The organism is Amycolatopsis sp. DSM 110486, assembly GCF_019468465.1.
Classification (GTDB): domain Bacteria; phylum Actinomycetota; class Actinomycetes; order Mycobacteriales; family Pseudonocardiaceae; genus Amycolatopsis.
In genome coordinates this window covers 7,322,069-7,335,238 of sequence record NZ_CP080519.1, presented here as the reverse complement: position 1 = coordinate 7,335,238, position 13,170 = coordinate 7,322,069, and the positions used below count along the sequence as shown (strand labels likewise).

Below are 13,170 nucleotides of genomic sequence, written 5' to 3'. Positions count from 1 at the left end.
AAGGGGCCCCGGCCCGGGTGCGTCCACACCGGACCGGAGCCCCTTGGTCTTGTTCAGTTCTGCGGGCGGTACCGCAGCAGGAACCCCTCGATCCCCGACACGAGCATGTTGATCACGAGCGCCACCAGCCCGACCACGACCACGAGCCCGTAGACCTGGGCCGACTGGAAGTTCTGCTGCGCGGTCTCCATGAGCTTGCCCAGCCCGGACACCTGTGTGCTGATCTCGACCACGAGCACCAGCACCAACGTGAGCGGCGCCGCGATCTTCACGCCCAGCAGCAGTCCCGGCACGATCGCGGGCAGGTGGATCTTGCGGAACGCCGCGAACTTCCCGAGCCGCAGCGTCGAGGCCACGTCGGAGAGGATCACGTCGGCCGCCTTCGCCGACTGGCGCACCTGCAGCAGCACGGGCCACAGGGCACCGAAGACCACCACGTAGAGCTTCATCGACTCGGTGTAGCCCACGAGCAGCACGGCGAGCGGCACGAGCGCGACCCCCGGCAGGAACCGGAAGTACTCGAGAATCGGGCCGAGCAGCCGTTCCGCCAGCGGGACATGGCCGATCAGCAGGCCCAGCACCGCGCCGAGCACGGTCGCGGCCAGCAACGAGATCACGAACGTCTCGAGCGTGGCGAGCAGTCCGTCGACCAGCGCGCCGCCGGACGTGAGCTCCCACGTCTGGCTGAACCACTTCGCCGGAGGCGGGAAGAACGTGCTCGCGCTGTCGCCGATCACCTGCCACAGCACGAGCAGCAGCGCCAGCGGCAACAGGCCCCGCAGGGGCGCGACCCCGGACTTGCGGGTTTTACGCGGCATCGTCGGCTCCCCCGGCGGCTTGACGGGCACCCGGCACGAACCGGAGTGTCCACACGAGAATGAAGTTGAGCACGATGCCGAGCACGCCGGTGAGCAGGATGTAGGAGAACATCGCCGCCGGGCGCAGCGACTGCTGCGATTGCACCAGCGCGTAGCCGATGCCCTCGGGGTCGCCGACGATCTCGGCGACGATGGCCAGCACCAGCGCGGCCGAAAGGCTCAGCCGCAGAGCCACGATGATCTTCGGCAACGCCGTGGGCAGCGCGAACTTCACGACCTTCGCCACCGGCGAGAGACCGAGGGTGCGCGCGAGGTCCTGGTGCACCGGGTTCACGCCGCGCACGCCGTCGATCGTGCTGATCGCCACGGGCCAGATCGCGACCCACGCGGCGATCACGATCTCCATCTCCACGGTCTGCGCCAGCAGGATCACCACGATCGGCACGAACGAGATCGCGGGCAGCGCGCGCAGCACCTCCACCGAGGCCATGCCGTAGGTCCACGCGGGACGGACGAGCCCGAGCAGCAACCCCAGCAACAGACCCAGCGCGGAGCCCAGCGCCCAGCCGCCGAGGCAGGCGGCGAGCGTGTGCCCGGTGTTCGTCATCAGCTCACCGGACGACGCGAGATCCACTGTGGACGACCAGATGTCCGACGGTGCCGGGACGTTGTCGTACGGCAGCAGCCCGGCCGACTTCACCAGCTGCCACAGCAGGATCACGGCCACCGGCACCGCGAACCCGATCAGGCGCCTCATTCGGCCCCCGCATCGTGCGCCTCGGACTCGGCTTTGAGCGCCTCGTACACGCGGTGCCGAGCGGCGAGGTAGGCCGGGAGCTCCTTCGTGGCCACCTGGTCGCGCGGGCGCGGCAGGTCGATGCGCAGCTCGCGCCCGACCGTGGCCGGACGGCCCGCGAGCACGAGCACGCGGTCGGACAGATACACGGCCTCGTCGATGTCGTGGGTCACGAACACGACCGTCGCGCCGGTGACCTCGGCGACCTTGAGCAGCTCGTCTTGCAGCTGCGCCTTGGTCATCGCGTCGAGCGCGCCGAAGGGCTCGTCCATCAGCAGCACCTCGGGGCGCATCACGAGCGAGCGCGCGATCTGCACGCGCTGCTGCATGCCGCCCGAGAGCTGCCACGGGTAGTCCTTGCCGCGGTCGGCGAGGCCGACCAGCTCGAGCGCCTCGCGGACGCGTTCGTCGCGTTCGGCCTTGCTCGTGCGGCCTTCCAGGCCCAGCGCGACGTTGCGCTCCACCGTGCGCCATTGCAGCAGCGACGCGGCGTAGTTCTGGAACACGATGCCGACGCCGGCGGGCGGACCGGTGATCTCCTTCCCGCGGAACCGCACGGACGAGCCCTCGCCCGGGACGAGGAGCCCGGCGAGGATCCGCAGCAGGGTCGTCTTCCCGGTGCCGGACGGCCCGAGAATGCTGAGGAACTCCCCTTGGGCACAGGAAAAACCGACATCCTCGAGCACCCGCAGCACCTTGTTGCGCGTGCGGTACTCGACGAAGAGCTTCGAACAGGAAAACGCATCCGCCGTCTCGGTGGCCGGCGCGGTGGCTTCTACGGTCACGGGATCGGGACCTCCTTCAGGGCTGGCGTTGGCCATGATGGGCGCCTAACCTTCCACACGTCAATGACTTGAGTAGTGCTTTTTGGTCTGCGATCCAGGCTTAACAAGGCCGTTACCAACGTCCTGAGCTGGACCGTTGAGAGATTAGCTAACTTGAGTTACTGTCTCTGCTCAACTACTTCGGATAGTGAACATCTCCCCGATCCCCATCCCCCCCACTCCCACGGAGGCGTCATGAGGGGCACCCGCATCACCACGCTGGTCACCGCACTGCTCGCAGGCGCGCTGGCCGTGTCCGGCTGCAGCAGCTCCGGTGACTCCGCGTCGAGCGACGGCACGATCCGCGTGGCACTGAACAACACCAACGACTCGCTCGCGGTTGTCGTCGCCCAGCAACAGGGTTTCTTCACCAAGCACGGCATCAAGGACGTCAAGACGACGACCCTCAACGACATCACGCTGGTGCCGTCGCTGTTGGGCAAGCAGTACGACCTCGGGTTCAGCGTCGCGCCGATCATGCTGCGCGCGTCCTCCTCGGGGGTGCCGCTCGTGGCCGTGTCGGGCAACAACGGCGACTCGCCGCAGGACCAGAGCGTGCAGATCTTCGTGCGCCCGGACATCACCGACGTGAAACAGCTGAAGGGCAAGCGCATCGGCTCGCCGACGCTCACCGGCAACATCAACATCTCCACGAAGGCGTGGCTGTCGAAGAACGGCGTGGACCCCGCGGCCGAGCAGTTCGTGCAGGTGCCGACGCCGAACATGATCGACGAGCTGAAGGCCGGCCAGGTCGACGCCGTCGAGGTGATCAACCCCTTCATCACCGTCGGCAAGCAGGCCGGGATGCGCAGTCTCGGCGACCCGGAACGGGCGCTGAGCGCGAACTACCTCGGCGGCACGTACTGGATCGCGTCGAAGGACTGGACCGCGGCGAACCCCCAGCTCGCCGACGGGTTCAAGGCGGCGCTGCAGGACGCGGCGCAGTGGATCAAGGCCAACAACGACAAGGCGTACACCGCCCTGGCCGCGTACACCAAGGTCACGCCCGAGCAGGCCAAGAAGTCGCCGCTGGGCGAGTTCACCACCGAGGTCTCGCAGGACGACCTGAAGATCTGGGGTGACGCGATGAAGCAGTTCGGCGGCTTCGGCGGCACGGTCGACTACAGCAAGCTCGTCTACACCGGTTCGAAGTGACGGGAGCACGACAAGTGTCCACTGAGGACAGAACGGCCGCGGCGGTCACCTACCGGCCCGCGGAGACACCGGAATCCCTGCTCGACTTCCACGCGCCCGACGGCGTGTCGTTGCAGTACTACGAGATCACCTCGCTCGACGGACGTTCCGGCCCGGCCGCGCACCTGGTGCCGGCCGAGCCGCTGCCCGACGCACCGCTCGTGCTGAGCGTGCACGGCAGCGGCGGCAGCATCGGCAGCCTGCCGGTGCGCACGCTGGCGCTGGGCCTCAGCGGCCGCGGCGTGCCGGTGCTCGCGATCAACACCCGCCAGTCGGGCGACGCCGTGAACACCGACAACTTCTACGCGACCGTGCGCGACATCGAGGCCGCGTACTGGACCGCGCGTTCGCTGGGCTACTCGAAGATCGTGCTGCACGGGCACAGCCTGGGCACGTCGCAGGTTTCGTACTTCGCGGCCACGCACTGGCACCCGGAGACCGCGGGCATCGCGCTGACCGGGATGTTCGCGGACCTGCCGTGGAAGTCGCGCCACCTGCTCATCAACGACGAGGCCGCCTACCGCGCGTTGACCGAGGAGGCCGTGGCGGCCGCGCAGGCCGGCGACTTCGGCCGCACGCTGTCCACGCAGATGTCGTGGCTCGGCGGGCGCTCGGTTGCGGTGACGGCGCAGCACTTCCTCACCTACCGGCGCACGGGCACCGCGGGCGCGCGCAGCGTCGAGTGGATCACCCGCGTGCCGAACCCGATCCTCATGGTGCGCGACCAGCACGACACCGTGATCCACGACTTCGAGCCCGGCTGGCTGGAGGCGGCGCTGGAGCAGGGCATCTCGCCGTCGGTCACGTCGGTGTCGCTGCCCTCGCCGGAAGGCACGGAGGGGCACCGCTTCGACGGCTCGGGCGAGTCGCTGGTGGACACCGTGGCCGGCTGGCTCGCGAAACTCGACTGAAAGGGGATTGGAACACCATGGGACAGCGTGTTGTGGTCGTGGGCGCGGGTCCGGTCGGCGCGGTGTTCGCGCTGGCCGCCGCCCGGCGGGGGTTCGACGTGACGCTGCTGGAAGCCGAGCAGGGAGTGGAGGACGCACCGCGCGCGGCGACCGTGCACCCGTCCACCCTCGCGATGCTCGGTGAGCTGGGCCTGATGGACGACGTGGTGGAGCGCGGGCTCGTCGCGCGGTACTTCGACTTCTGGGACCGGCCGGAGCGGTCGATGATCACCCGGCTGGACCACGACGTGCTGCGCGACGCGACGCCTTACCCGTTCGTGGTCCAGATCGAGCAGCACAAGATCGTGAACATGGTGCTGGAACGGCTGTCCGGAGTGGACGTCCGGTTCGGACAGCCGGTGACCGGCGTGACGCAGACGGCGGACTCGGCCACCGTGCACACCGCGGACGGCCCGATCGAAGCCGACTTCGTGCTCGGGTCCGACGGTGGGCGCAGTACCGTACGCAAGGCGCTCGGGATCGAGTTCGAGGGCTACACCTGGCCCGAGCGGTTCCTGGTGCTCACCACGCTGTTCGACTTCCAGTCCGAACTGGACTGCAGCTACCGCAACTACTGGGCCGACCCGCGGGAGTGGGTCAACTTGTTCAAGGTCGCGGGTGACGACGGCAAGGGCCGCTGGCGCGCCGTTTTCCCCACCACGGTGGGCGAATCCGACGAGGAAGCCGTCGGTGACGAGGGTGCGCGGGCCCGGCTGGCGGGACTCGCGCTGTCGGGCAACCCGGCCGATGAGCTGGTGCACCGCAAGCTGTACAACGTGCACCAGCGCGTGGCGAAGGACTTCCGCGCCGGGCGCGTGTTCCTCGCGGGCGACGCCGCCCACGTGAACAACCCCATCGGCGGGCTGGGCCTCAACTGCGGCATCCACGACGCCGTGGAGCTGGCCTCTTCGCTGCACGAGTTCGCCGGCAGCCGCGACGAATCCGTGCTCGACCGCTACACCGTGCGGCGGCGCACCGTGAACATCGAGTTCGTGCAGCAGCAGACCGTGACCAACAAGCGCCGGCTCGAAGAGAAGGATCCCGTGCGGCGCAAGGAGCGGCTCTCCGAACTCGCCGCACTGGGCGACGATCCGGAGCTGGAGCTGAAGTTCCTGATGAACTCGTCGCTGCTCAACAGCGTGGCCAGGGCTGCTTCCCTCGGCTGACGCCCTGCTCTCTCCCCCCTCCCCAAACGCCCCGATGTGGCGTTCGGTGCGTTCAACGCACCGAACGCCACATCGGGTGCGTTGAGTACCAACGCCATATTGGGGGGCGGTGCTAGAGGCGGATGCCGGCGAGCTGGGTGCCCTGGGCGACCAGTTTGCCGGTGCTGTCCCAGATGTGGCAGGACTCGTCGACGCGGCCGTCGGTGATCAGGTGGGCGCGGTGGAGCACGCGGAGCGGGCCGGGGGCCGGGCGGGCACGGACGTAGGCCGTGAGCTCGAGGGTCGGCACCCAGCCGCTGGCCGAGATGTCGAAGGTGGCCGGCGGGAACGCGTCGACGGCGAACAGCAGGCTCACCGGGTCGAACGGTTCGTCGCCCGGCAACGCGAGGCGGCCGACGAGCTCGCCGCCGCCGGAGGGGCCCGCGGTGAACACCCGCGCGCTGGTGGTGTCCAGGCGGACCTCGATCTCGTCCATGATCGACACCGGCAGCCCGGACGGCGTGGCGCCCGGGACGCGGAACGGGGAGTCCACCTCGAGCCGCGGATCGGGCAGACCGTCCTGCCAGTACGGTTCGCCGTCGGCCAGCGTGCCGACGGTGAACAGGGCCTCGACGGCCGTCTTGCCCTCCTGCACCAGCCGGCCGCGCACCTGGCTCGAGTTGCGGCCGGTGCGCAGCGTCTCGATCTCGACCTCGGCCGGGCCCGGGTCGGGTGAGCGCAGGTAGTGGGCGCTGGCGGCGAGCACGTCGAAGTGCTCGCGCTCGGTGACGGCGGCGCGCGCGATCAGCGCCAGCAGGTAACCGCCGTTGGGCTTGCCGCCGATCGTCCACTGCGGGCTGATGTCCGCGTCGAAACCGCCGGGCGACCGCCGTTTGACGGCGGACACCGCGGCGAAGGTCGTCGTGCTCACCAGGACCGCCTCCTCGCCGGGCAGAGGGTTGTTCCGCGCAACTTAGCTCGCCCGGTCCCTGCGTGCCCGTCGAGTGAGACGGACACCACGCCCGTCAGAACCCGTACAGCCCGACCGGGTTGTCGACCAGGATCCTTCGGCCCACGTCCGGGCCGGTCCATTCGAGAAGCCGGGCCAACGCCCGTGCGTCGTCGATCGGCTCGAACGGCTCGACGCTCAGGCGGTTGCCCGGAGTGCGCGGCCGGCCACCGGTGTGGGGCCAGTCCGTGCCCCACAGCAACCGGTCCGGAGCGGCGGCCGCCAACGCGCGAGCCAGCGGCGCGACGTCCGCGTGGTCGAGAGCAGTGGAAATCCGGTGCGGCGCAGAGAGCTTGACGTACGCCGCACCGGATCGCAGGAGGTCGGTCAGCTCGGGCAACCCGGGCTGACCGAGGTCGGGAGAAGCGAGCGCGAAATGGTCGAGGACGACCGGCACCGGCAGCCGCGCGAGGTCGTCGGCCAGCGCCGCGACCACGGACAGCTCCGTGAACACCTGCAGGTGCCAGCCGAGGTCCGCGATGGCCGCCGCGGTCGCGCGCAGCGGCGCGAGGGCCACGGCCGGATCGTCGACCGCGAACGTCGCCAGGTTCACCCGCGCCCCGCGCACCCCCAGGGCGTGCCACTCCCCCAGTGGCGCCGGCGCGGCGGGGTCGAACACCACGACACCGCGCGCCCGGTCACCCCGGACGCGCAGCTGCGCGAGCAGGCACGAGTTGTCCGTGCCGTACGGGCTCGGCTGCACGAGCACCGCCCGGCTCACGCCGAGCCGCCAGTGCAGCTCGTCCAGCTGCTCGCCGCTCGCCGGGCCGGGCGTGTAGGCCCGGTCCCCGGCGTAGGGGAACCGCGGGTCGAAGACGTGCACGTGACAGTCGCACGAACCGGAGGGCACCCTCGTCACCGCACGGCGCCCGCGAACTCGGACAGCCGGGCCAGCACGCCGTCGTCGACCGGCACGCCGTCGCGCAGCTGCCGGTGGTAGCGCGCGAGCTCGAACTCACCCGGCAGCCGCACGGGCTGCGTCGGGTCCGCGGGCGGCGTGGTGTGCAGGATGCCGGCGAAATCGTCCATCCGGGACGCCAGCTCGGCACCGGGCACGAGCTTCGACGCGTCGATCAGGAAGAACACGTGGCCCAGGTTCTGCGGCCGCTCCGGATCGACGCTCCACGAGCTGATGCGCGTGAGGTACCCGGCACCGGAGAGCACGCCGGCGAACAGGTCGACCATCACCGACAGGCCGTAACCCTTGTGCCCGCCCAGCGGCTGCAGGAACCCGTCCAACGCGGCCGCGGGATCCGTCGTCGGCTTGCCGTCGCGGTCGGTGGCCCAGGTGTCCGGTATGGACTCCTCCGCCGCCGCGGCCGCGCGGATCTTCGCGCGCGCCGCCACGCTCATCGCGATGTCCAGCAGCACCGGGTCACCGCCGGGCGTGGGCACGCCGATGCCGAGCGGGTTGTTGCCCAGCCGCGCCTCACGGCCGCCCCACGGGGCGATCGTGGTGGTCGCGTTGCTCGCGATGATCGCCGCGAACCCCTGCTCCGCCGCGCGGAACAGGTACGGCATCACTGGTCCGAAGTGGTTGCTGCCACGCACAAAGGCCGCCCCCAGGCCGGTCGCCCGGGCCGAGGCCAGCGCCGCGTCCAGCGCGTGCGAGCCGACCAGCGGCCCGATGCCGTTGGCACCGTCCACTCGCGACAGCGCCGGCGCGACCTGGTCCACCGCCACCTTCGCGTGCAGGTCGACGCCGCCGAGGCGCGCGCGGTCGAGGTACTGCGGGATCCGCGCGACGCCGTGTGTGCGGATGCCGAAGAGGTCGGCGAGCACCAGCACGTCGGCGACGCGCGCGGAGTCCTCTTCGGACATCCCGTTTCCCGCCAGCGCGCGGGCCGCCAGCCCGCGCAGGTCCTCGGCGGTGATCTGGGTGTCGCCGGTCATCGGTGGTCTTCTCCTTCGGTCAGGTCGAACTCGGTGGTCGCGGCGAGGTCTTCGCCGAACCACGAACGGATCCCGGCTCGCCGGGTGTCCGTGTAAACAGGACGGTCGTGCCACAGCATCGGCACGTCGTGGCCCGGCACGAGCAGCGTGTCCGGGTGTTCCCGCCACAGGGTGAGGATCTTGTGTACGGACGCGCGGCTCGCGTCGCGGTCGAGCGTCATGTCGACATCGCCGCCCAGCAGCTCCGCGCGGTTCTTCGCGGCGTCGCCGCTGAACAGCACGGAACCGGCCACCCGGAACACGAGCGAGCCCGGCGTGTGCCCGGCCGCGGCGAACGCCTCGACGCCGGGGAAGATCTCGCCGTCTTCGCTCACCCGCCGCGTCCGCGGGTTGCTCGCCAGATCGGCGGCGTACAGCTCGGGCAACGGGTCGAACCCCGGCTCGCGCCCCGCCGCCCATTCCAGCTCCGCCGCGCCCACCCACACGGTGGCCGACGGGAAGAGCAGGTAGTTCGCGGCGTGGTCGTAGTGCGCGTGCGTGAGCAGGATGTCGGTGACCTCGCCCGGATCCACGCCGTGGCCCGCCAGCCGCTGCGCGAGCAGAGAGCGCATTCCGAACGAGCCCGTGTCGGCCAGGATCAGCCGCTCGCCGTGGCGCACGAGGGTGACGCTGCTCCAGCCGAGCCCGCCGTGCTGGGTGCTCTTGCCGGGATAACCCTGGGTCAGCGGAAGGATGTTCACCGCGCCTCCGGGGAAACCACGTCGGCAACGGGGACCACGGCCTCGTCGTGGTCGAACGTACGCCGCGCGCGGAACGCGACGATCGCCGTCACCAGGCCGAGCACGGCCAGGTACACACCGAGGCCGTACGGGCCGCCGGTCACGTCGTTGAGCCACACGCCGATGATCGGGCCGGTGCCGCCGAACACGGCCTGCGCCACGTTGTAGGCGAGCGCCCCCGCCGTGACGCGCACGGCCGTCGGGAAGATCTGGCTGATCGCGAGCAGCGCCGGCAGTGCGAGCAGCCCCTTGCAGGCACCGATGAGCGCGCCGCCGGTGAACGCGCCGACCCCGCCACCCGCGGCGAGCGCCAGCGACGGCACCGCGAGGATCGCGACCACGAGCCCGGTCAGGCTCAACGCCTTGCGCAGCCCGATTTTGTCCGCCACCGGGCCCATCACGAGCGTGCCGGCGATGACGAGCACGTTGCTCACGATCGTCGCGTTGTAGGCCTCGGTGCTGTCGAGCTTGCCGACGTTGATGAGGAACGTGGTGAGGAACGACGTGATGGTGGTGCTCAGCAGCGCGTAGCTCGCGGTGCAGACGATGAAGATGACGATCGGCACCCAGTGCAGGCGCAGGGCATCGCGCAGCGGAGTGGCGGCGGCCTTCGCCTTCTCGCGCGCCTTGACCAGCAGCTCGAACTCCGGGCTCTCCTCGACCTTCGAGCGCAGGTACACGCCGAACGCGGCCAGTGGCAGGCCGACGAGGAACAGGATGCGCCAGCCGAACGTCTGGTACTCGTCCTTCGTGAGGATGCTCGAGAACACCCGCGCGAGCAGCGATCCACAAAGGATCCCGATGAACGTGGTGGCGATCAGCGTGCTCACGTTGCGGGCGCGCTTCGCGGCCGGGCTGTGCTCGAACACGAAGCTGATCGCGCTCGCGTACTCGCCGCCCGCGCCCATCGACTGCGCGAGGCGACACACGAGCAGCAGCACCGGTGCCAGGAGGCCGATCTGCGCATAGGTGGGCAGCACACCCATGAGCGCGGTGCCGAAGCACGTGAACAGGATCGAGATCGACAGCGCGCGGCGGCGGCCGTACTTGTCGCCGATCCAGCCGAAGAAGATGCCGCCGATGGGGCGGGCGATGTAGCCGAGCGCGAACACGGCGTAGGTGTTGAGCAGCGCCACGGCGGGATCGTTGCCGGGGAAGAACTTCGCGGCGATGATCGTGGCGACCACGCCGTAGACGCCCCAGTCGTACCACTCGGCGAAGTTGCCCGCGGAGGCCGCGATGATGATGCGGCGCCGGCGGGCGCCGGTGAACTCGAGCTCCGTGTTCATGACGGGTGTTCCGTTCTCTTCATCGGGAAAGGAGTCAGGTGAGCCGGGCCGCGACCGCTTCGGCGACGGCCGTCGGGCCGCCCGTCGCCGAGCCGTCGGGGCGGATGCCGATGTCGCCGGCCCCGAGCGCGCCGGCGACGGCCGCGCGCACGAGGTCACCCTCGGCGACGTGGTGCAGGTGGTCGAGCATCATCGCGGCGGCGAGGATCTGCCCGATCGGGTTCGCGAGGCCCTTGCCGGCGATCGAGGGCGCGCTGCCGTGGATGGGCTCGAAGTACGCGCTGACGTCGCCGATGTTTCCGGAGCCGCACAGCGAGATGCCGCCGACGGTCGCGCCGCCGAGGTCGCTGAGCACGTCGCCGAGGAAGTTCTCCATCACCAGCACGTCGAAGTCGCCGGGACGCAGCACCAGGGCCTGGGCCGCGGCGTCGGCGTAGAGGACCTCGGTCTCGACGTCGGGGAAGCCGGCGGCGACCTCGAAGAAGATCTCGCGGAACAGCGCGTGGCTGCGCAGCACGTTGCTCTTGTCCACGCAGGTCACGCGGTGTTTGCCGTCGTTGGGCGCGCCGCCGCGGGCCGCCGCGAGCTCGAACGCGCGACGGCAGATGCGCAGCGTGCCCTCGCGGGTGGTCATGAGCGTGTCGGACACGGCCCAGCGGTTGCCGACGCCCTTGCCGCGTGAGGCGTAGAGGCCTTCGGTGTTCTCGCGGACGATGACGTAGTCGATGCCGCCGGCCTTCACCCCGCCCAGCGCCGACGTGACGCCGGGCAGCAGCAGCGCGGGGCGGACGTTGGCGTACGCGTCGAGCCCGATCCGCAGGATGCCGCCGAGCAGGCCGGCCTCGGTGCCGTCCGGGAACCGCACGTCGGGCAGGCCGACCGGGCCTTTGAGCGTGGCCGCGACGGCGGTGCGCAGGTAGTCGAGGTCTTCGGGCGAGCAGGCCACGCCGGTTCGGCGGTAGGTGTCGGCACCGGCGTCGACATCGGTGTAGTGAAGCTCGAAGCCGCTCTTGGCCGTGACCGCGCCCAGCACGGTGAGCGCGGCGTCGACCAGCTCGGGACCGATCCCGTCCCCGCGAATGACGGCGATGTCATGAACCTGCACTGGCACTCCACCTCGAAAATCAATACAATCAACATTGAGAGTCAACATTGACGAGAACGACGAGACCGTAGGCCTGTCCGGAATCCGTTGTCAACCCGATGTTTCTGTTCCGTGACAAGCATCAGTGGTCACTAGACTCGCCGCGAATCGTCAACGCGGCACGAGATTGCCGGAAGAGGAGGGGTCACCAGTCGTGAGCACCGACACTGAGGTGCTGTCGATCGCCGAGGCAGCCGACGTCCTCGGGGTCAAGCAGAGCACGGTGTACGCCTACATCAGCCGTGGCCTGCTGAAGCGCCACCGGCTCCCCCGCGACCGGCGCAGCTGGCTCTCGCGCAGCGAGGTCGAGGGCTTCGGGCAGCGCAAGGGCACGCGCACGCTCCTGCACGACGACGAGCCGGCGGTCTCGTCCGACACCAGCCAGGTCGCGCGCCTCGACGGTGACACGTTGCTCTACCGCGAGCGTGACGCCGTGGAGCTGGCGCGCACGGCGTCGTACGAAGAGGTGGCCGAGCTGCTGTGGGAGCAGCCCGACGTAGCGCCCGCGCGCGACCTCGAACCGGAGCTGGTCTCCGCCATCCGCCGGCTGCAGGACACCATGCCGGCCGACAGCCTGCCGCTCGACCGGCTCAAGGTCACCGCGACGCTGCTCGGCGCGCGCGACTCGTTCCGCTACGACCTGTCCGTGCCGTCGGTACTCTCGGCGGCGCGCACGATGGCGCCCGCGTTCGTGGAGTCGCTGCCGCAGCCGGGCGCGGTGTGCGAGCGCGGCCGGCCCATTGCGGAGCGGCTGTGGGGCCGGCTGACAGCGGAACCCGCGACGCCGGAACGGATCGCGGTGCTCTCGGCCGCGCTGGTCCTGCTGGCCGACCACGGCCTCGGCCCGTCGACGCGTGCCGTACGCGAGGCCGCGGCCAAGGCGGCGGACCCGTACTCGGCCGTGCTCGCGGGCATGAGTGTCGCGAGTGGACTGTTGCTGGGCGGTGGTTCGTCACTCGCCGTGCAGGCGTGGCTGGGTGATATCGCTTCGCCCGCCTCGGTTTCGCGGGTGCTCGAACAACGCCTCCTGCGCGGCGACCGGCTGTCCGGCTTCGGGCAGCCGCGGTACCGCAGTGCCGATCCCCGCGCGTCGGAGCTGCTGCGCCTGCTCGCCGAGGCGCCCGCGGACCCCGAACGGCTCGCGATCGTCGAGGCCGCCATAGACCTCGTCCGCCGCCGGCGCGATCTCGAGCCGAACGTCGAGTTCGCGTTGGGTGCCTTGTGTTTCGTGCACGGCATGGCCGAGGGCGCCGGTGAGGCGGTGTTCGTGATCGCCCGCACGGCGGGGTGGATCGCGCACTCGCTGGAGACCTACACCGGCAGGTGAGG

General features: G+C 70.3%; 13 protein-coding genes. 4 read left to right on the top strand and 9 right to left on the bottom strand.

Annotation, left to right across the window (positions count from 1 at the left end):
* Nucleotides 1-53: 53 nt before the first annotated feature.
* The 3 genes from K1T34_RS35560 to K1T34_RS35550 are packed head-to-tail and all read right to left on the bottom strand — an operon-like array spanning nucleotide 54 to nucleotide 2,399.
* Complete coding sequence (locus tag K1T34_RS35560; protein ID WP_220239101.1) at nucleotides 54-818, bottom strand: ABC transporter permease; 765 nt, start codon at nucleotides 816-818, stop codon at nucleotides 54-56.
* Nucleotides 808-1,575: an ABC transporter permease gene (locus tag K1T34_RS35555; RefSeq protein ID WP_220239100.1), complete on the bottom strand. Its 768-nt coding sequence runs from the start codon at nucleotides 1,573-1,575 to the stop codon at nucleotides 808-810. Before K1T34_RS35555 ends, K1T34_RS35560 begins: the two co-directional genes overlap by 11 nt.
* On the bottom strand, nucleotides 1,572-2,399 hold the full coding sequence (locus K1T34_RS35550) for an ABC transporter ATP-binding protein (RefSeq protein WP_255637787.1): 828 nt from the start codon (nucleotides 2,397-2,399) through the stop codon (nucleotides 1,572-1,574). Before K1T34_RS35550 ends, K1T34_RS35555 begins: the two co-directional genes overlap by 4 nt.
* 234 nt (nucleotides 2,400-2,633) lie before the next feature.
* On the opposite strand from K1T34_RS35550, the gene K1T34_RS35545 reads away from it, so the two are divergent.
* From K1T34_RS35545 to K1T34_RS35535, 3 genes are read left to right on the top strand one after another with little or no spacing between them, the layout of a single operon-like run.
* Nucleotides 2,634-3,593 (top strand): ABC transporter substrate-binding protein, encoded by a 960-nt coding sequence (locus tag K1T34_RS35545; RefSeq protein ID WP_220239098.1) that lies wholly within the window; start codon nucleotides 2,634-2,636, stop codon nucleotides 3,591-3,593.
* A gap of 14 nt (nucleotides 3,594-3,607) precedes the next feature.
* Nucleotides 3,608-4,543 carry an alpha/beta fold hydrolase gene (locus tag K1T34_RS35540; protein ID WP_220239097.1) on the top strand — a complete coding sequence of 312 codons (936 nt, stop codon included), beginning with the start codon at nucleotides 3,608-3,610 and terminating at the stop codon, nucleotides 4,541-4,543.
* 17 nt (nucleotides 4,544-4,560) lie between these two features.
* Complete coding sequence (locus K1T34_RS35535) at nucleotides 4,561-5,748, top strand: NAD(P)/FAD-dependent oxidoreductase (RefSeq protein WP_220239096.1); 1,188 nt, start codon at nucleotides 4,561-4,563, stop codon at nucleotides 5,746-5,748.
* Between the two features lie 112 nt (nucleotides 5,749-5,860).
* Here K1T34_RS35535 and K1T34_RS35530 read toward each other — a convergent pair whose 3' ends face one another.
* The 6 genes from K1T34_RS35530 to K1T34_RS35505 all read right to left on the bottom strand — a co-directional run bounded on the left by K1T34_RS35530 (nucleotide 5,861) and on the right by K1T34_RS35505 (nucleotide 11,802).
* A complete protein-coding gene (locus K1T34_RS35530) occupies nucleotides 5,861-6,658 on the bottom strand; it encodes a thioesterase family protein (RefSeq protein WP_220239095.1) in 798 nt (265 codons plus the stop codon).
* A 94-nt stretch (nucleotides 6,659-6,752) separates the two neighbouring features.
* Nucleotides 6,753-7,586, bottom strand: coding sequence for an amidohydrolase (locus tag K1T34_RS35525; protein WP_220239094.1), 834 nt, complete (start codon nucleotides 7,584-7,586; stop codon nucleotides 6,753-6,755).
* 5 nt (nucleotides 7,587-7,591) lie between these two features.
* Entirely contained in the window at nucleotides 7,592-8,629 is a 1,038-nt protein-coding gene (locus tag K1T34_RS35520) for an Ldh family oxidoreductase (RefSeq protein ID WP_220239093.1), read from the bottom strand.
* Nucleotides 8,626-9,369: an MBL fold metallo-hydrolase gene (locus K1T34_RS35515; RefSeq protein WP_220239092.1), complete on the bottom strand. Its 744-nt coding sequence runs from the start codon at nucleotides 9,367-9,369 to the stop codon at nucleotides 8,626-8,628. The genes K1T34_RS35520 and K1T34_RS35515 overlap by 4 nt, the downstream gene beginning before the upstream one ends.
* Nucleotides 9,366-10,697 carry an MFS transporter gene (locus K1T34_RS35510; RefSeq protein ID WP_220239091.1) on the bottom strand — a complete coding sequence of 444 codons (1,332 nt, stop codon included), beginning with the start codon at nucleotides 10,695-10,697 and terminating at the stop codon, nucleotides 9,366-9,368. Before K1T34_RS35510 ends, K1T34_RS35515 begins: the two co-directional genes overlap by 4 nt.
* Before the next feature lie 34 nt (nucleotides 10,698-10,731).
* Entirely contained in the window at nucleotides 10,732-11,802 is a 1,071-nt protein-coding gene (locus K1T34_RS35505; protein WP_255637786.1) for an isocitrate/isopropylmalate dehydrogenase family protein, read from the bottom strand.
* A gap of 193 nt (nucleotides 11,803-11,995) precedes the next feature.
* Here K1T34_RS35505 and K1T34_RS35500 point away from each other — a divergent pair, with 193 nt between their 5' ends.
* Nucleotides 11,996-13,168 carry a citrate/2-methylcitrate synthase gene (locus K1T34_RS35500; RefSeq protein WP_220239089.1) on the top strand — a complete coding sequence of 391 codons (1,173 nt, stop codon included), beginning with the start codon at nucleotides 11,996-11,998 and terminating at the stop codon, nucleotides 13,166-13,168.
* The last annotated feature ends 2 nt before the right edge of the window (nucleotides 13,169-13,170 follow it).

Excerpts from the sequence above, each read along its gene's own strand:
- K1T34_RS35560 (WP_220239101.1), bottom strand. The coding sequence starts at position 818 with ATGCCGCGTAAAACCCGCAAGTCCGGGGTCGCGCCCCTGCGGGGCCTG.
- K1T34_RS35555 (WP_220239100.1), bottom strand. The coding sequence starts at position 1,575 with ATGAGGCGCCTGATCGGGTTCGCGGTGCCGGTGGCCGTGATCCTGCTG.
- K1T34_RS35545 (WP_220239098.1), top strand. The coding sequence starts at position 2,634 with ATGAGGGGCACCCGCATCACCACGCTGGTCACCGCACTGCTCGCAGGC.
- K1T34_RS35535 (WP_220239096.1), top strand. The coding sequence starts at position 4,561 with ATGGGACAGCGTGTTGTGGTCGTGGGCGCGGGTCCGGTCGGCGCGGTG.
- K1T34_RS35520 (WP_220239093.1), bottom strand. The coding sequence starts at position 8,629 with ATGACCGGCGACACCCAGATCACCGCCGAGGACCTGCGCGGGCTGGCG.
- K1T34_RS35510 (WP_220239091.1), bottom strand. The coding sequence starts at position 10,697 with ATGAACACGGAGCTCGAGTTCACCGGCGCCCGCCGGCGCCGCATCATC.